Origin of the sequence: Vibrio sp. SCSIO 43133, assembly GCF_023716845.1 — a bacterium.
Taxonomy (GTDB): Bacteria; Pseudomonadota; Gammaproteobacteria; order Enterobacterales; family Vibrionaceae; genus Vibrio; species Vibrio mediterranei.
In genome coordinates this window covers 1,978,396-1,993,851 of record NZ_CP068025.1, presented here as the reverse complement: position 1 = coordinate 1,993,851, position 15,456 = coordinate 1,978,396, and the positions used below count along the sequence as shown (strand labels likewise).

The following is a 15,456-nucleotide window of genomic DNA, read 5'->3' as shown; positions in this document are numbered from 1 at the left end:
AGACTTACGTAGGATTGCTATATGTTATTGCTTAGAAAATAACAAAAAATTAACGATTTTATGCTGCTCGACATCACTCAATTAGCCACCTTATTTGTTGCCGGTATTCTCGGCGGTATTCTCAACTCCATTGCTGGAGGGGGAAGTTTTATTACTTTCCCTGCCCTACTTCTAGCTGGTGTCCCTCCAATCACTGCCAATGCCACCAACACATTCGCCGCATGTGCTGGCTATATAAGTGGCACCTACGCGTTCAGACGAGAAATTGTCAGAGACAGAGCAAACCTTGCCAAGATCATTGTACTAAGCCTTTTTGGTGGTATTACCGGTAGTTTCCTTTTGATCCAAGTCTCTGAGCAACAGTTTGTTACTGCGGTACCTTGGCTTCTTTTAGTCGCTACCTTGTTGTTCTTATTTGGCGACGTCATCAATAACCACCTCAAAAAGGTCAGCAGCCACGCTAAGCTTGGCTTGTTAATATCGCTGATGCTTTCATTGTTCCTAATAGGGGTAGGTGTATTTGGCGGATTCTTCAATGCGGGTTTAGGGGTTATCGGGCTGAGTTATTTAGCGGTAGCAGGCTATCGTGACATCAACCTAATGAACGGACTCAAACTGCTGATTTCAACCTGTGTGTCAGCTATTGCCATCGTACTTTTTATCTTCAATGGATTGATTGATTGGCAATCAGGTATTGCTGTCATGCTGGGCACGTTAACGGGCGGTTACTTTGCTGCTGATTTATCACGAAAAGTACCCCAATCTTACGTTCGTGGCTTTGTGGCGCTGAGCTCTATTGCCATCACCTGCTATTTTTTCTACGACACATACCTATAACCAGTAGAAATAATCAATATAGCTTATATAACCCTCTGACCTATCAATGACAAAGTGATGACCGGACGGTAATCAACCAGGTGTGTGGATATGTTACTGATACTTCCTACCCTTATTAGTAAATGTATCCAAAAACACCGAGGCCTTCATGTCAGTACGCTACGCGGTTCTATTATCGCTTGTTTCATCGGCGGCTTTTGCACAGCCAAACCCTTTCCCGACCATTCCCAATGATACTGGGAAAGAGTTTATGGTCAGTGCTACCAACCCTTACGTCACAAGCACTGGCTACACCGTTCTCAAGCAAGGTGGAAATGCTATTGATGCTATGGTGGCCATGCAAATGGTTATGTCGGTTGTTGAGCCGGACATGACTGGTATTGGCGGTGGTACCTTCGCCTTATATTACGACAATGAAACCAAAAACTTTACCGCCTACGATGGACGAGATGCCGCTCCAGCGAGTGCAACGCCCGACATGTTTCTCGATGACAACGGCAAGGCAATAAGCCGAAACGACATATTGGGACCTCGCTCCGTCGCAATACCAGGGACCCTTAAGCTCCTCTACGAAACACATCAAAAACATGGCAAGTTAGAGTGGGCACAGTTGGTCCAGCCAGCTATAGATTATGCTGAAAACGGCTACGCCATGAACAGCTATACCTATGACATTGTCGTGCGTGAAAGTGAACGTTTAATCAATGACCCTGAGATAAAAGCGCTGTACTGGAAAGGAGAGACGATTCGGCCAACTGGTACCAAAATGACCAACCCTAAAATGGCGAAAACACTCAAAATGATCGCCCAACAAGGGGATAGCTATCTCTATCAGGGTCCATTGGCAGAGCGTATTGTTGAGACGGTCAACGGACAGCTAAAAGACGGACAAGCCAAACTCACTCTTAAGGATTTTACCGATTATCGAATGAAGCAACGCGATATCGTCCGCTCAAATTACCGAGGCAATCAAATCGTCTCATTTGGTTACCCTGCTTCCGGCGGTGTCCTTGTTTCCCAGTCACTTGATATGCTCGAGAAGTATGATATCTCCAACATGACGTACACCAGTGCCGAACCTTGGCGACTAATGGTAGAAGCGATGAGACTCGCTAAGGAAGATCGTATAGCGTACGCAGGCGATCCTAGCTACGTTGATACGCCCGTCAAAGAACTGCTTGCGGAAGACTATATCGATGATCGTTATGAGCTCATTCCTGAACAAGGGGCAGGTAATAAGAAATCGATAAAACCAGGGTTGCCTCCGGCTAAGACGCCAGCCAATCACGAGGGTTTTGAGAGTCAAGACACTGGACATATTTCTATCGTCGATGCACAGGGTAACGCGGTAGCCATGACGAGTACCGTCGGAACGGGAATGGGCTCCGGCGTTATGGTCGATGGCGTTTTACTTAATGCTCAGATGGCAAACTTCTCTTCAATTCCGAGTATCAAGGGTAAACCAGTTCAAAACTCTATCGAACCAGGTAAGCGACCACGTTCTGCCATCACGCCACTAATGATGATGGATGACAAAGGCCAGTTGCGTTTGGTGGTTGGCAGTCCGGGTAGTTCTCAGATTCCGGGGTATGTGCTAAAAACCATCGTTGGTATTGTTGATTGGAATCTTCCAGCTCAAGATGCTATCGACCTGCCCAACATTCAGTACGGGACAAAAATCGACCGTACCAAGCCATATAACCCCACAGGTCTATTGGTCGAAAAGCGCACCTTTGCAGAGTCTATGGTGCCGGAGTTTGCCGAAATGGGCTACAAAGTTCACGTCATCCCTGTGGTAAGCGGGCTCAACGCAATTGAAATTAAAAATGGCGAGTTACATGGCGCCACTGATCGTCGCCGAGCCTCGACTTCGTTAGGTGATTAAACTTCTCTTTGACATAGTTTCACTCACTTAAAAGACAGGGCCTCATGGCTATACTGAGGCTCCTGTTTTATAACTTAGCTGAACCTTCATAGACAATAAATGAACTAAATTGATAGAAACTATAAGAACTGCCTCAGGATTCAAAAAAGAAGGTTAACTCGAATCTTTACTTCCAACGATACTGAATAAGAAATATCCATCAGCGGTACTTTTTACAGTCCCACTACTTTTAGCTCCTCTGTGCTGTTTCTCCCTCTTCTCAAATTAAGTAGTGTAACTTCAGAGTAAGCTTTATTGACACTGAGTGACATGATGCTGTTTTAACCACTGGTTAATCTAGGCCTTAGTTAAATGAATCAAGACTTTACCTTTAACAGAGGCCAGACATGAAATATCAAGATCGTTTAGAAGAAACCGTGAACCATCTCGGCATGGTATTAGCAGAGCAAAAGCAGTTACTTGAAGAACACAAAGCAACCATGAACTACGCCGAGCGTCTTGAGAATATTCTCACTCCAACAGACACACTCACAACCAAGGGCGATGATCTGTTAATTGGAGGCTGCAAAGCAAACGATCTTATTGAACAGTATGGCAGCCCACTATTTGTGCTGAGTGAAGATACACTGCGTGGTAACCTGCGTCGTGTTAAAGCAGCGTTTGGGAATTACTGGCCGAAACCTGTCAACGTTATGTTCGCAATCAAGTCGAATACTAACTTCGCGGTACGTGCTATTTGTAATGAAGAAGGTGTTGGCGGTGATTGCTTTGGTCCGGGTGAAGTAGAAGCGACTCATACTGCTGGAGCAGATCCGAAAACGATCGCTCTCAACGGCACCGTAAAGCCTGAGCTAGCAATTCGCAAAGCGATTGAGTACGGCTATGCCATTCACCTAGACTCTTATGAAGAAATCGAAATAGTTGAACGTATCGCCCGTGAAGTAAAACCTGAGGACAAAGTAAGAATTGCTGTTCGTCTCAAGGTTCTACCAGACGACTTCTTCGACAACTTCTCACCAGATGCCTACCCATTCCCTGACTTCAAAGGTGCAATGAAGTGGATCAAGTTTGGTTTGTTGCGTGAAGAAGCGAAGAAAATCGTTAACCGCGTAAAAGAGATCGATATATTTGAATTCTACGGCTTCCACACTCACCTAGGTCGTTTCTCTAAAGATCCAGCAGGCTGGGATGCGTTGTATCGCCAATATGCTAAAGATGTGATTGAAATTTCTCGTGCTTGTGATGTTCAACCATTCCAAGTCGACCTTGGTGGCGGTTGGCCACGTGAACGTGAGCCTGAATGTCGTAGCAAAGAGCACATGATGAACGCCAATACCATTGAAGACTACGCAAAAGTGGTTTGCGCGGGCATGTTGGACGAATTCAACCGTGCTGGTTTTGACATCCCTCAGTTGTGGTTAGAACCGGGCCGTTATATTGCAGGTAACATAGGTACGCTTCTCACGTCAGTTTATGTCGTTAAAGACGATCAAGAAATGGACTACACCTACACTATGGTGGATGCGTCTACTTACCTAGCGACCTTGGTGGAATCTCAGGAGTCTAAAAACCCTGTCCTTCCAGCAAATAAAATGACACAACCAGTGGTAGCAAAAACCACTGAGATTGCAGGACCAATCTGCATCCCTTCAATCTGGGAAAGTGGTGCCACCATGCCAGAACTGCAACCAAAAGATGTACTGGCGATTATGGATGTAGGCCACTACGCTGAGTCTCAGGCCAGCCAATTTAACTCGTTACCGCGCCCGGCTACAGTACTGGTTAAGGATGGTCAATCTGAACTAATCAAGCGCGCAGAAACCGTAGAAGATGTGTTTGCAACTCAGATACTTCCAGAACGTTTTATCAAAGCAAAAGCGGAACTCGAAAAAGCCAGAACACCAGTGAAAAAGCCAGCACGTAAAGCTGCGACGAAGAAGCCAGCAGCCAAAACAGCAGCTAAAAAGCCCGCTGCCAAAAAGCCTGCGGCTCGCAGAGTGTCTCGTAGAAGCGCCGACAAAATATAGAGTAACGTAGAACGAAAAAGCTCCTCGCCACTGGTAGGAGCTTTTTTGCCTTAAGCTTATTTGGAGTAGATATGCCTAAACGTGAGATTAATCCTCGGTTCAACATGGCGGGCTGTTTTCGGTACCGTATGTAACCAATGGTGCTGTGTATCACCAGCCATCACTAATAGACTTCCACTGGGTAAATCTAGCGTTATCTTTTGCTTGGTTTCTCGATGTTTAAGCGCAAATCGGCGGGTGCCACCAAAGCTCAACGATGCGATCACTGGAGAGTTGCCAAGTTCTGGTTCGTTATCGCTATGCCAACCATTCGAGTCTTGTCCTGTTCGATACAGATTAGCTAAAACCGAATTAAACGGTGCTTCAGAAGCCAACTCACATCGCCGTCTTAAGTCTTCGAGATGCGGTGTCCAAGGTAGCGGATCCAACGTTAAATTGGAGTATTGATAACTCGCATCACCATACCATGCTTGCAACCTTGGTATCGTCACCCATTTACCAAACATCATGATCTTATCTTCACGCCATTGCAGCTCGCTGTTTAACAGACGAAACCACTCTAATGATTCGAACACGTCAATAAAATCAGGAATCCACAGTAGTTTGCCGCCCAGTACTTCAGTCCAACGTCCTTGTGCTAATTCCATAGTTAAAACTCGATAACTTCTCCGTCTTTGGGAATGAACACTTTATCTGATAGACCATGTTTTTCCAGTGATCGACGCAGCGTTTCTCGGTCAACTGGGCAGTGGTTTAGTGCTTCCATATGATTTGCGATAACTTTACCCGGAGACAAGCGGATGAACTCCATTACCTCATTGGTAGGCATCAATAACGGTTGCCCCACATCCATTTGCGCTTGACCTGCTGCCACAACAGTAATGTCTGGCTTAAGCTCGTTAAGCGCTCTTTTTACGTCCTCTGTCAACACAGTATCACCACTGATATAAATACTTGGTTCATTTGGAAGTCGTAAAAAGAACCCAAATCCATTTGCCATCACTTTATGGATCCAACCATGACCGTGCTGAGCAGGTACACCAACGATTTCTCCTCCTAGAAATGGTATTGGTTTCCATGCTTCGAGACCATTCGCTACCGTTATCCCATATTTTTCGAGATACGCTTTATCTTTGAGAGGAGTCGTAACAGGTACTTGATGATCAATTAAGAATTTTTCACCCGCGGGGTCTAAATGATCCCCATGCTGGAGAGGCTTAAAACCAAATGTCTGGCTGTGAGTAACAAGGGCTTGATTTACCCTATTAAGTATCGAATCCGCATTGGTTGGAAGATCAACGGTAGGGTTCTTTTCTGCTTTAAATCGAAACACAGAAAAAGGAGGCATTGACCCTTTTTCTCCAAGCATTGGGTCAATCAAAATGAAATTTTCGCCAGATTCAATAACAAACGTGGCGCTTCTTAAGTGATGAATTTTCATAGTTACCTCCTATCTGAATATAGGATAATTATGCAAAAGCCAAAGCGTGTGCAATACTGTCCCAAGGGACATCTATCGCTCATATCGGGTCACAACAAATAAAATGAGTCAATACACAGTCGCCTTAGTGGCACTTAACAATATTAGTGCATTTCATCTGTCGGTACCTTGCTTGGTATTTCAAGATGTCTTTGTAGAACAGCAACCGCTTTTTGAGTTGATGATCTGCAGTGAAAGTAGCAACCACATTTCACTCAGTACTGGATTTCAAGCTTCTGTCAGTCACGACTTGTCCGCGCTCGATAAAGCGGACATTATCATTGTCCCCAGCTGGCCTAATTCACTTCCCGAACCAAGTGAGACCTTACTAAAACGGTTACGAGTGAACTATCAACGAGGTGCCACCATCGTTGGTCTTTGTTTAGGCGCTTATGCCCTAGCAAAAGCTGGCTTATTAGATGGTAAACGCGCAACGACCCATTGGGGATTCCAACAGATTTTCATCGACGCTTTTCCACGAGTCGATATAGATTGTGAGCCCCTTTTTATCGAACAGGATAGAATCATCACATCAGCCGGAACAGCAGCCTCGCTTGACTGCTGCTTGCATATTGTTCGCTCTTTGTGCGGGAGCGATATTGCATCAAACCTTGCTCGTATGATGGTGACAGCTCCGTTTCGGAGTGGTGGGCAGCTACAGTACATTCCTAATCCGATCACCAAGCAACCTGACAAACCGACCAGCTTTGGCCACGTTATTGGTGAAATCGAGCAACACCTTGCCGAACATTATGATTTAGACAGTGTTGCACAGCGCTGCGCAATGAGTCGTCGCACATTTACACGACAATTTAAAGCGGCTTACGGCTGTACTTTTGGAGAATGGTTACTAAACAAAAGACTCGCTCTCAGCCAGCAACTACTAGAGTCAACCCACTATACAGTGGCGACCACTGCCGAACTTTCTGGGTTTGGCTCAGAAAGTGTGTTTCGTAAGCACTTCAAAGCAGCGTTTAACACCTCACCGAGCCAATGGCGCGCGACCTTCCAAGGTTAACGTACCTTATGTTAGCCACATGAGCTTCTGACCACCAACTTGGGCGGGAACACCACGCTTTTGTATGGCTGTTTGTCGCCCTCCATGCGAGACAGAATAATCTCTCCCGCCGCACGGCCAATTTCTCGTGCTGAGACAGAGATGGAAGTCAGCGCTGGATTGGTATCCGCGGATTCTGCTACGTCATCAAAACCTACAACCGCGATATCTTTGCCCACGGTTTTACCGAGATCTTTTATGGCTCGCATTACGCCAAAAGCAACAATATCTTGGTAGCCAATAATAGCGGTAATTTCAGGGTGCTGATCCAGTAACTCCCTCGTTACCTTAGCACCCTCAGAACGACTTGCTGAACAGCTTCGAATGTATCGTTCATTGAACGGGATGCCATGTTCCATCAACTTCGACATATAACCCCCAAGACGATGGGAACGCGTCTTCGAGATCTCCAGTCCACCAACGAACGCAATATGCTTGTGACCTTTTTTGATAAGGTGCTCGGTTGCCAACTGCAAGCCCATAAAGTTATTGGTACCAACGAAATCAAATTGATCTTCTCCAATAGGTCGAACAGCCAACACTATTGGGAAACCACGACTTTGTACTGTCTCCAAGAAGTCCAAATTAGTTTCCATCGCAGGACACATTACTACACCACCAGCGTTCTGGCTCAACAATGAATCAATGAACTTGCTTTGACGCTCAACGCTCTCTTCAGCATTAGCGAGAAACAGTAGCGAATCTTGCTCTTCAAGATAATGGCTAAGTCCTGCGATCATTTCAGAGAAAAAAGGGTTGGTAATATCAGGTGTGACGAGCCCGACTAGATTACTACGCTTATGTCGCAAGTTAGCCGCTGCTTGATTGTAAACATAACCAAGCTCCTTAACCGCCTCTAAAACCCGCTCACGAGTAGTCGCCGAGATTCGTCCTTTGTTAGTCAATACCATGGACACAGTCGCGGTGGAAACACCGCAATGCTTAGCCACGTCCGCAATGGTTGCTTTGGCCATGTTGAACTCCAGTAAATGAAATTAGCACCAGTTATAGCGACTTTCTTTTCTGATTAAAACAAGGTTAATCGATTAACCTAATCAACTGTCATTTATCGTCATGATTATGTGATTAACTACAAAATTGCCTTGCCAATTATTGGTTAACAACTGCTAAATGAGTGGTTAAACATGTTAACCAGTTTGTTAGTTGATTAACTGAGTGATTAGACTGTAGTCAAATGATTAACTCAAGGTGATGTATGAAGTACCTATCTGGTCAATCCAATTATGACAAGTTTCCAAATGTAGAAGTGAAGGGCTTTGACCAAGCTGCCGTTCGCGGTTGGGACAGTATCGTTGACACAATTGAACAACGCATTCAGGGCCAAGATAAACATATTTTGGTGATCGACACCTATCATGGTGTCAATCACAATGAACTCCTCGACCAGCTTGTTGCACCGCTCTCCCCAGCCCTTGTGGTGTCAATGGACGATGCGAAATACTCCGAAGAACACATCTTCGCCATGCTAGAACGCAACATTACCGATGATCGAGTATTTGGTGTCATTGCACCGCACAAGCTGGATGAGTTCTTTGACAGCGAGAAGCTACAAGGGCTAAAACAAACCGTTCGCGATGCGAGCTCTGGTTTGATCGTTGTTATTGGCCATGGCGCTAGACTGGTCGCCGATGGTGATACCTTTGTTTACGCCGATTTAGCCCGTTGGGAAATTCAGCAACGCTTCCGCCGTGGCGAACTTGGCAACTGGGGAGCAGGAAACTACAACGAAGACGTCCTGCGTAAATACAAGCGTTCATTCTTTATTGAATGGCGTGTCTTCGACCGCTATAAAACCAAGCTGTTGTCAGATGTTGATTTTCTCTTAGACACTAACACCGCTTTTGACCCCAAAATGGTTTCGGGCGCAGCGTTCAACGCAGGCTTACAGCAAGCGACAACTCAACCATTTAGACTGGTACCTTTCTTTGACCCTGGAGTCTGGGGCGGTCAATGGATGAAAGAAGTCTGCGACCTCGACCAAGACAAACCCAACTATGCATGGTGTTTTGACTGCGTTCCTGAAGAAAACAGCCTACTGCTTAAGTACGGTGACGTTGTTGTCGAGATTCCATCGCAAGACTTGGTATTAACACAACCGCGCGCTCTCTTAGGCGACAGTGTCCATGCACGTTTTGGCGCAGAGTTCCCAATTCGATTCGACTTCCTCGATACCATGCAAGGTCAACATCTAAGCCTGCAAGTACATCCGCTAACAGAATACATTCAGAACGAATTTGGGATGCACTATACCCAAGACGAGAGCTATTACATGTTAGACGCTGGAGAAAAAGCCAGTGTGTACCTTGGCACTAAGTCTGGCATCAACCCAGATGAAATGATGGATGATTTATATGCAGCGCAGCGCGGCGAAAAGTCATTCGATGATGAGCGCTTTATCAATCAATTCCCAGCGAAAAAGCACGACCATTTCTTAATCCCCGCGGGCACTATTCACTGCTCAGGCTCCGATTCTATGGTGCTTGAAATCAGTGCAACCCCATACATCTTCACTTTCAAACTGTGGGATTGGGATCGTCTAGGGCTTGATGGCCTACCACGACCAGTACATTTGGATCACGGTAAAGAAGTCATTCAATGGGAACGAAACACGGAATGGTGTCAGGAGCATCTAGTTAACGCCATTACGCCAATCGCAGAAGGTGAAGGCTGGAGAGAAGAAAAAACGGGCCTGCATGAGCGTGAGTTTATCGAGACCCGACGCCACTGGTTCAGCAAACCCGTTCTTCATAAAACTGAGGGAACCGTCAATGTTCTGAACTTAGTCGAAGGTAAAGAGGCAATTATCTTGAGTCCAGACAATAAATTTGAGCCATTTGTTGTTCATTATGCCGAAACCTTCGTTATCCCAGCTCACATAGACGCTTATGTCATCCAACCATATGGCGAAAGCGAAGGAAAAGAAATTGCCACTATTAAAGCGTTCGTAAGAGGTTAATCATGCTCCATTTTATCGTAGCCAGTCATGGTCCATTAGCCACTGCACTTATCAGCAGTGCCAACATGGTATTTGGCGAACTTAGTAACACGACTGCGATCTGTCTCACCGAAGAGGGAGGCATCGAGCAATTTAAACGAGATTTCCACCGTGAAATCACTGCGATAGCGCCCAATGTCGACGGCATTGTTGTGCTATGCGATTTGGAATGCGGCACGCCTTACAACGTTGCTTGCACTTACGCATTCAACCCAGATTTCAATCCAAAGGTTGAAGTCGTTACAGGGGTGAATTTCCCAACACTTTTAATGACGGCAGACTTTGTTGAAGAGATGGACGCTTCATACGTTGCAACGACCTTGCAGCAAGAAGCGCTAAAAACGGTTGTCGTTGCCAAGCCAGTAGAGCTGGCACAAGAAGACGATTTTTAAGGAGAAACACTATGGCTATTTCATTTGTGCGTATCGACGACCGCGTTATTCATGGACAGTTAATGACTCGTTGGGCGAAAGAACTTCCTTGCGATGGCATCGTAGCCATTGACGATGCTGTTGCAGCTGACCCATTGCTATCACAAGTCATGAAAGGCGCTGTAACCGACGTTAAAGTTTGGCTATTTGACACGGCGACCGCCGTCAGCAAGCTACCGAAGGTGATCGCCAGCGACAAGAAGTATTTCGTCATCGCGAAATCTCCAGTCACGCTGCGCCGTATTCGCGAAGCGGGTATTAGCCTTGAAAATCTCAATAACAAAATCAACGTTGGCCCAATGAGTGCTAGAGAAGGCACAACGACAATTGGCGGCAACCAATGCGTCAACCAAGAAGAAATCTCTGCATTTAACTACCTCTCAGAAGACGGTCACCACATCGACTTCAGATTGGTTCCTGATGCCAGTTCCTACACCTGGCAAGATGCACTGCAAAAACTGAAATAACAACAAGACAACCTCCACTTTTGACGCGACTTTTCGCGGCAAAAGTGGAGCAACTAATACGTGAGCTAAAGGATGACATTATGTTTATAGAAGCAGTATTTATCGGGATACTTTGCTATCTCGGTGCCCTATCCACCCCCTGGTTACTTGGATTAACAGGTGGTTGGTACACCATCACTCGACCACTGGTGTCCGGTATGTTGGTGGGTATCATCTTAGGTGATATTCAAACTGGCATCATGGTTGGTGTGGCAGTACAAGCCGTTTACATCGCAATGGTAACACCTGGCGGCTCTATGCCAGCCGACCTTAATTTCGTCGCCTACCCTGCTGTCGCGCTGGGCATCATGTCAGGACAGGGCGTGGAAGTCGCTGTTGCTATCGCTGCGACTATCGGTATCGCTGGAACCATCATTTTCAACTTTATGATGGTCATTAACTCTTACTGGAACCATAAAGCGGACTTAGCCATAGAAGCCGGTGATGAGAAAGGCGTGTACATGAACTCCGCCATTTATCCGCAGGTCACCAACTTCTTAATGCGCTTTATTCCGACCTTTATTGCGGTTTACTTCGGTAACCAATACATCGAAGGGTTTATGGCTAGCCTCCCGGATATGGTGATTAACACTATGACGGTTCTAGGTGGCATCTTACCTGCTGTTGGTATCGCAATTCTGTTAAAGCAGATTATCAAAGAGTCTACGATGCTGATTTATTTCTTAGTCGGTTTCGTTGGCATCGTATTCCTAAACCTCAACATGGTGGGTTTGGTAATGATTGGCGCACTATTCGCTCTACTTCATTACAACTACAAACCAGAACCACAAACAGCTAACGCTGCGCCAGTTCAACAGGCTGATGATGACGAGGATGAATTCTAATGACTGTACAACACAACAAAATTGGTACTGAGATCGAACCAAAGGTCGCACTCGACAAAAAAGATCTTAAGAAATGCTGGCGTGCATGGATGATGTACAACCTATCATCGATGAGTTTTGAACGCTTGGAATCGTTTGGCTTCTGTCTCGGTATGATGCCTGCTTTGAAAAAGCTCTATCCGAATCAAGAAGACCGAAAAGAAGCGATGAAACGCCATGCTTCCTTCTACAACACCGAACCGCAGTTGGGCGCTATCATCAATGGGATGGCTGTGGGTATGGAAGAGAAGAAAGCCAACGGCGAGCCTATTGACGGTGAGACCATCAATACACTCAAAGTCGGTTTGATGGGACCAGTTGCCGGTATTGGCGATTCCATGATTCCGGGTATGTTAGTACCTATCTTACTCAGTATTGGTATGGCACTAGCCGCTGGCGGTAGCATGCTAGGCCCGATCTTCTACATCGTGGCATTCAACGCCATCGCTATCATCGGCTCTTACCAGCTGTTTATGAAAGGCTACAAGATGGGTGCAGGCTCCGTTGAGATGCTTGTAAGCCACCGTTCAACCAAGATCCGTGAAGCGTTGTCACTATTAGGTGTCTTCGTCATGGGCGGTGTTGCGGCCAGTTACGTCAACCTAGGCACTGGTCTTGAGTTTGCAACCAAAGACGGCGTCGACATTAACGTACAAATGATGCTCGATGGAATCTTCCCTAAACTACTACCATTAGTTGTCGTTTTAGGCACGTGGTTTGCGATGGCGAAAAAAGGCCTTAGCCCAGTAAAAGCAATGCTTTCATTAGTGGTTATCTCTTTCATCGGTGTCGCTATCGGTCTCTTCTAATTTTTCAATACTTAGGGCGCTCATTGAGTGCCCTATTCTTTGGAGCAAACCATGGACTCCCTAACCTTTCAAATTGCTCGTTGCCAGCACTGGCTCACCCAGCATGCCCTACCTCGGTGGCAAAAAGCACAATCCCATCAAAACGGGATTTTTGCCGAAGGCTTACTTTCCGACGGACAAGAGTTTAGTGACAGTTTACTAAGATTTCGCGTACAACCACGCCAGGTTTACGTCTTCGCGCACGCCACTGAGCTCAATCTAATCGACGGTCGCAATCAAGTTTTAACTGCCATTGAACAAGGGTTTGCACACTTTGGCTCACCATCATCCGGTTATCGTTTCGCACTTTGCAAAAGCAGTGAGAGTGAGGCGATTAACCTATACGAACAAGCTTTCGCCCTTCTTGGGTTTGCTTGGCATTACAAACTAGCAGCGGATGAGAGTGCACTAGCCTCAATGGAAGCCATTTATCAATACATCTCAACGCACCTTTGGGATACAGAACAAGGTGGTTTCTTTCTGACTGAAGGCAACGCGGTCAACAAAGGGCAAAACCCCCACATGCATTTGTTCGAAGCGTTAATGGTCAGCTATGAGCATACCGACAACCCCAGTTGGCTAGAGCGAGCAACACAAATCTATCAGTTGTTCCAAACTCATTTTATGCAAAATGACCATTTAGCCGAGTTCTTTCAGGCCGATTTCTCACTTGACATGGAAACAGGTACCCATATTGACCCTGGTCATCATTATGAATGGATCTGGTTACTCAATCATTATCAGAAACTGACTGGCGTTGAAGTCCAAAAGACCATCGACGTGTTGTACCACTTTGCACAACAATATGGACACAACGACAATGGTCTTGTTAAGGACGAGATATACGCTAACGGCAAACCGTTGCGCTCAACATCACGCCTTTGGTGCCAAACCGAATACCTAAAGGCCTGTATTGCACTTTGGGAAAGAGATCCTAGCGAAACTCGCAGAGCCGCAGTCAGTCAAGCAGTGGAACATATCTTCATTCATTACTTGAATCCAGCGTTGCCAGGGTTATGGGTCGATCAAGTAGATAGCACGGGTGAACCGTTAAATGAACACTCTCCAGCGAGCAGTTTTTATCATCTATTTCTAGCCTTTTCTGAATTACTAAGAATCGCCAATAAGGATTAACATGCATTTATCTATTCCTCCTAGCATCAATTACTTAACTGGTCATATTGATGCAGAAAACGTCATCTGCAAAGAAACTACACTTGGCTCACTTGAAGGTGTATTTGCTGACGAAACCCAACGTGCCGCAAGTGCACAGGACCAAATTATCTACCAAGTGGAAATGCTACCTGCCCAGCATGCAGAAGGAGAACTAAACTTTGGTGTCTCGCATATTGAGCCCGGTTCTGTAGGTGATGAGTTCCACATGACGAGAGGTCACATCCACCAACGTAAAGAGCAAGCAGAGTTCTATTTCGGCTCGCAGGGTGAGGGTTTATTACTCATGCAAACAGAACAAGGAGAGGTGTCGATTGAGAAAGTATTCCCGGGCAGCGTGCATCATATTCCAGGCTTTGTCGCCCACCGATTGATCAATACGGGTAACACGCGATTATCTGCGCTTGCAGTTTGGCCTGCTATCGCAGGGCATAACTACGATTTTCTAAATGAGGTGGGGTTTAAAGTACGGGTACTAAAAAGTAATGACGGATACCAAATAGTTTCTGAGGAAGAGCAGCAAACCGTTTAACGATAGTGCAAATCCCTTGCACTCATCATTGTTGGTATTACACGTTATCTTCAACCACATAACCCGCATACTCGCGCCACTCAGGAATATCACGAGGGTCACCGAACTGACGGAAGAATCGGACTGAACTTTGTGGCGCTTTGCAATCAAGTTGATCTTGGCAGAAATTCGTCAGCTTATAATGGCTTTGATATCCCTCTGCCCATGCATCATACGCAAGGTGTGATTGTTTCCAGAAAACGTGGTCAACTTGACCTTTTGTCGCAAGGAATGGGTAACTTGGCTTTACCTGCTGCGTAGCGTAGACCGCGTGCCCAATAAGATTGAGTAACTTAGAAATACAATCGGCACCAATGTCTTCGATAGTCAGCGTCTTAATTTTATCAATGTCGTCTCCAACGATAGAGGCAACACGATTAATAATGAACTCCATATCAATAAGTGGTTGAAGCTCATAAGCAAGCCAATTAAGACGTTCGCCTATTTCATCTAAATATTCCTGACGCGTAAACTGCCCTTCTCTTACTGCTTTCGCATACTGTGCAACATTAGGATTTTTACGAGCCAAATATTCCTGAAGTTCCGGATAGTCGGTCAATGAAGCATGGTTTTTTGAAAGGACTTCTAGCAGAGCTTCCTGGTTCACTAATAGCTTACCTAGCTCATTTTTGGCGTTTTCGTTCATTTTCAATCTCACTTATGATTCGTTGATTATCTTATGGCCGCAATCATACGTTTTCAATCTCTTTTCAGTCTAATTCTATAGCTTTAGTAAAGAGT

The 15,456-nt window shown here is 45.7% G+C and carries 15 protein-coding genes; 11 read left to right on the top strand and 4 right to left on the bottom strand.

The features are described from left to right. The first annotated feature begins 60 nt into the window (after positions 1 to 60). The 3 genes from JKJ11_RS25865 to JKJ11_RS25855 all read left to right on the top strand — a co-directional run bounded on the left by JKJ11_RS25865 (position 61) and on the right by JKJ11_RS25855 (position 4,749). On the top strand, positions 61 to 837 hold the full coding sequence (locus JKJ11_RS25865) for a sulfite exporter TauE/SafE family protein (protein WP_198558699.1): 777 nt from the start codon (positions 61 to 63) through the stop codon (positions 835 to 837). A 148-nt stretch (positions 838 to 985) separates the two neighbouring features. Further along, entirely contained in the window at positions 986 to 2,722 is a 1,737-nt protein-coding gene (ggt, locus tag JKJ11_RS25860) for a gamma-glutamyltransferase (RefSeq protein WP_252039573.1), read from the top strand. A 386-nt stretch (positions 2,723 to 3,108) separates the two neighbouring features. Then, positions 3,109 to 4,749 (top strand): diaminopimelate decarboxylase family protein, encoded by a 1,641-nt coding sequence (locus tag JKJ11_RS25855; protein WP_252039572.1) that lies wholly within the window; start codon positions 3,109 to 3,111, stop codon positions 4,747 to 4,749. A 56-nt stretch (positions 4,750 to 4,805) separates the two neighbouring features. On the opposite strand, the gene JKJ11_RS25850 is transcribed toward JKJ11_RS25855, so the two are convergent. Together JKJ11_RS25850 and JKJ11_RS25845 are read right to left on the bottom strand one after the other, a co-directional pair. Beyond that, positions 4,806 to 5,396: an alpha-ketoglutarate-dependent dioxygenase AlkB family protein gene (locus JKJ11_RS25850; protein WP_006069158.1), complete on the bottom strand. Its 591-nt coding sequence runs from the start codon at positions 5,394 to 5,396 to the stop codon at positions 4,806 to 4,808. A 2-nt stretch (positions 5,397 to 5,398) separates the two neighbouring features. Then, positions 5,399 to 6,190 carry an MBL fold metallo-hydrolase gene (locus JKJ11_RS25845; protein ID WP_006069159.1) on the bottom strand — a complete coding sequence of 264 codons (792 nt, stop codon included), beginning with the start codon at positions 6,188 to 6,190 and terminating at the stop codon, positions 5,399 to 5,401. Between the two features lie 103 nt (positions 6,191 to 6,293). Between JKJ11_RS25845 and JKJ11_RS25840 the strand changes: the two genes are divergently transcribed. After that, positions 6,294 to 7,247, top strand: coding sequence for a GlxA family transcriptional regulator (locus JKJ11_RS25840; protein WP_124941815.1), 954 nt, complete (start codon positions 6,294 to 6,296; stop codon positions 7,245 to 7,247). Between the two features lie 11 nt (positions 7,248 to 7,258). Here the strand turns inward: JKJ11_RS25840 and JKJ11_RS25835 are convergent, their stop codons facing one another. After that, complete coding sequence (locus tag JKJ11_RS25835; protein ID WP_006069161.1) at positions 7,259 to 8,260, bottom strand: LacI family DNA-binding transcriptional regulator; 1,002 nt, start codon at positions 8,258 to 8,260, stop codon at positions 7,259 to 7,261. A gap of 242 nt (positions 8,261 to 8,502) precedes the next feature. Between JKJ11_RS25835 and JKJ11_RS25830 the strand changes: the two genes are divergently transcribed. The 7 genes from JKJ11_RS25830 (at position 8,503) to JKJ11_RS25800 (ending at position 14,676) form a co-directional block, all read left to right on the top strand. Further along, positions 8,503 to 10,263, top strand: coding sequence for a class I mannose-6-phosphate isomerase (locus JKJ11_RS25830; RefSeq protein WP_252039571.1), 1,761 nt, complete (start codon positions 8,503 to 8,505; stop codon positions 10,261 to 10,263). A gap of 2 nt (positions 10,264 to 10,265) precedes the next feature. Then, positions 10,266 to 10,694, top strand: a complete 429-nt coding sequence (locus tag JKJ11_RS25825) for a PTS sugar transporter subunit IIA (protein WP_006069163.1) — start codon at positions 10,266 to 10,268, stop codon at positions 10,692 to 10,694. An 11-nt stretch (positions 10,695 to 10,705) separates the two neighbouring features. Then, positions 10,706 to 11,200, top strand: coding sequence for a PTS sugar transporter subunit IIB (locus JKJ11_RS25820; protein WP_006069164.1), 495 nt, complete (start codon positions 10,706 to 10,708; stop codon positions 11,198 to 11,200). 80 nt (positions 11,201 to 11,280) lie between these two features. Next, on the top strand, positions 11,281 to 12,084 hold the full coding sequence (locus JKJ11_RS25815; RefSeq protein WP_006069165.1) for a PTS mannose/fructose/sorbose/N-acetylgalactosamine transporter subunit IIC: 804 nt from the start codon (positions 11,281 to 11,283) through the stop codon (positions 12,082 to 12,084). After that, the gene (locus tag JKJ11_RS25810; protein WP_006069166.1) at positions 12,084 to 12,932 is read left to right on the top strand and encodes a PTS system mannose/fructose/sorbose family transporter subunit IID; all 849 of its coding nucleotides are present in this window, start codon (positions 12,084 to 12,086) and stop codon (positions 12,930 to 12,932) included. Before JKJ11_RS25815 ends, JKJ11_RS25810 begins: the two co-directional genes overlap by 1 nt. A gap of 51 nt (positions 12,933 to 12,983) precedes the next feature. Beyond that, positions 12,984 to 14,105 carry an AGE family epimerase/isomerase gene (locus JKJ11_RS25805; protein ID WP_252039570.1) on the top strand — a complete coding sequence of 374 codons (1,122 nt, stop codon included), beginning with the start codon at positions 12,984 to 12,986 and terminating at the stop codon, positions 14,103 to 14,105. A 1-nt stretch (position 14,106) separates the two neighbouring features. Then, positions 14,107 to 14,676, top strand: coding sequence for a glucose-6-phosphate isomerase family protein (locus JKJ11_RS25800; RefSeq protein ID WP_252039569.1), 570 nt, complete (start codon positions 14,107 to 14,109; stop codon positions 14,674 to 14,676). 37 nt (positions 14,677 to 14,713) lie between these two features. Here the strand turns inward: JKJ11_RS25800 and JKJ11_RS25795 are convergent, their stop codons facing one another. Next, complete coding sequence (locus JKJ11_RS25795) at positions 14,714 to 15,361, bottom strand: hypothetical protein (RefSeq protein ID WP_006069169.1); 648 nt, start codon at positions 15,359 to 15,361, stop codon at positions 14,714 to 14,716. Positions 15,362 to 15,456 lie beyond the last annotated feature (95 nt).